Below are 1,876 nucleotides of genomic sequence, written 5' to 3'. Positions count from 1 at the left end.
GTAATTATCCCGCGCAGTGACTTCAGCTTGGTATAGAGTGTCAGATTAAGAGCCATTTCACTCATATGCGTCAGTACCTGATTGGTAAAAATACCGCTCAGAAATTCGGTGCAGGATGCTGCAAAGGAGGCAATGTCATCCCTGACGTCCCGCAGCGCAGTTATGTCCAGGACAGAATCGGTGAATACGCAGCTTGTTTTTAACCGCATGTCCGCAATGCACCGGGCAAACAGTTTTGACATGAAAAGATTGGGGATTCTGAGAGCCAGTGCCGAGCTGTCTGAGGCCTTACTGTCAATAGTCAGATAGCCGAGATAATAAAGCATGGACAGCAGCTGCTCCCGGTTATATTTTGCAGCCTTATTCAGGTTGATGTTTTCCGCCAGCTTATTCAGAAAAAACAGCTCATTTCCCAGATAGTTTTCTACGATCTCATCGGTAATTCCGTCTTCAGCGATGTCAAAGAGCTGCCTAAGTTTGGAGCCATCATGGTCTGATGCCGGATCCAGATAATCTTCCGGAGGGAGAAATTTGTGTTTTTTCTGTACTGCTCTCAGGTAATAAAGACACATGGAGGAATTGAACACCGTGTGTTCTGCCTCCGGACTGAAGCAGTAGCCATCGTACACCGGTTTCATTCTGGCTATGATCTCTTCCGCACCGACTCCCAGCTGTCTGATATCGACGAGCTGAGGTATCAGAGTGGCAAGTTCATCTTCGGTAAAGCCGGCATATTCGTTAAAGCAGTCATCCGAAGTAACATTAAGTGCAATATTGAATCCGGAGGTTAGAGAATCAAGAGACACAGATGATACTCCGGTAATAAAGGTTTTGGCAACAACGCTTTTAGCACCGTCTTTTATGGCTGCATAGAAATCCTTAAGGAATCCGCCGGTGCCGGTAATGGCCCTGAACAGTTCTAAATCCTGAGAGAGAATACTGTTGGCAAAATTGTCATATTCGTCAACCATCAGGTAAAGTGACTTTTTGGAAGGATACAGCTTATAAGTATTAAAGAAGGACCTGATAAAGCTGGAAGGAGTTTCCATTTCTGCTTCTGCAGGCTTAAAGATAAAATCAGGATAACGACTTATGAAGTCTGTTATCCCACTTTTAACTGCAACAATAAAACTTCTCACCAGGGTATCTTCCGTATATCCAGATACTCCGGAAAAATCAAAATCAATTACATGATAGGTGTTATGACTGGGAAGATTTTTTGTATAGATACTCTTTCCCTTAAAGATTTCCTCATACCTGTCTTTGTATGAGATGTCGTAGAAGCATTTCAGCATCTGCACGAAGGTGCTTTTACCGAAACGTCTCGGACGCAGCAGAACCGGGTAGCGTGACATGTTTTTACTTTCCAGTTCTTTAATCACCGCGCTTTTATCTGCAAAGGCAAACCCAAGTTTACGAAATGATTCGTAAGCAACCTCACCGTACGGAGTGCTTAACAGTTCAGCCTTTTCTTCGCTCATAATGAATCCTTTATCCCTTCTTCCCTGAAATCGCCTGGCACTGCATTTTAAGCTCAGTCCGCTAACGAACAAAATCTATGCAGTGCTAATTTATTGCCGATCTTCACCAGAAATCGGAAAAATGCCTAACCCTCACTGTCAGATATTAAAGGCATTTACCCCAAATATCAATATCGATGACCGTTTTGCGGAATGTAATCCGCCGCCGAATTGCAGTGAAGGCATAGCTGTACCTGATAACCGGCTCTCCATGCCAGGCATGGCAGCGGCGGCAGACCCCGGAATGAAAATTACCCGCAGTGCACACACTCGGAACCGGCAAACACCATGGCATAGGCCTTAACCTCTCTGTCCCGGAATTCCAGGGCCGATTTGTATCTCTGAACCTGATCCGT

Annotated in this window: 1 protein-coding gene; it reads right to left on the bottom strand. The window is 44.9% G+C overall.

Annotation, left to right across the window (positions count from 1 at the left end):
* A partial coding sequence (locus F557_RS19450) for an AAA family ATPase (RefSeq protein ID WP_019001928.1) occupies positions 1-1,481 on the bottom strand: 1,481 nt, incomplete at its 3' end.
* Positions 1,482-1,876 lie beyond the last annotated feature (395 nt).

The sequence above is a fragment of the Succinimonas amylolytica DSM 2873 genome (assembly GCF_000378405.1).
Taxonomy (GTDB): domain Bacteria; phylum Pseudomonadota; class Gammaproteobacteria; order Enterobacterales; family Succinivibrionaceae; genus Succinimonas; species Succinimonas amylolytica.
Note: the sequence above shows the minus strand (reverse complement) of the source record. Positions and strands in the feature narration are given on the sequence as shown.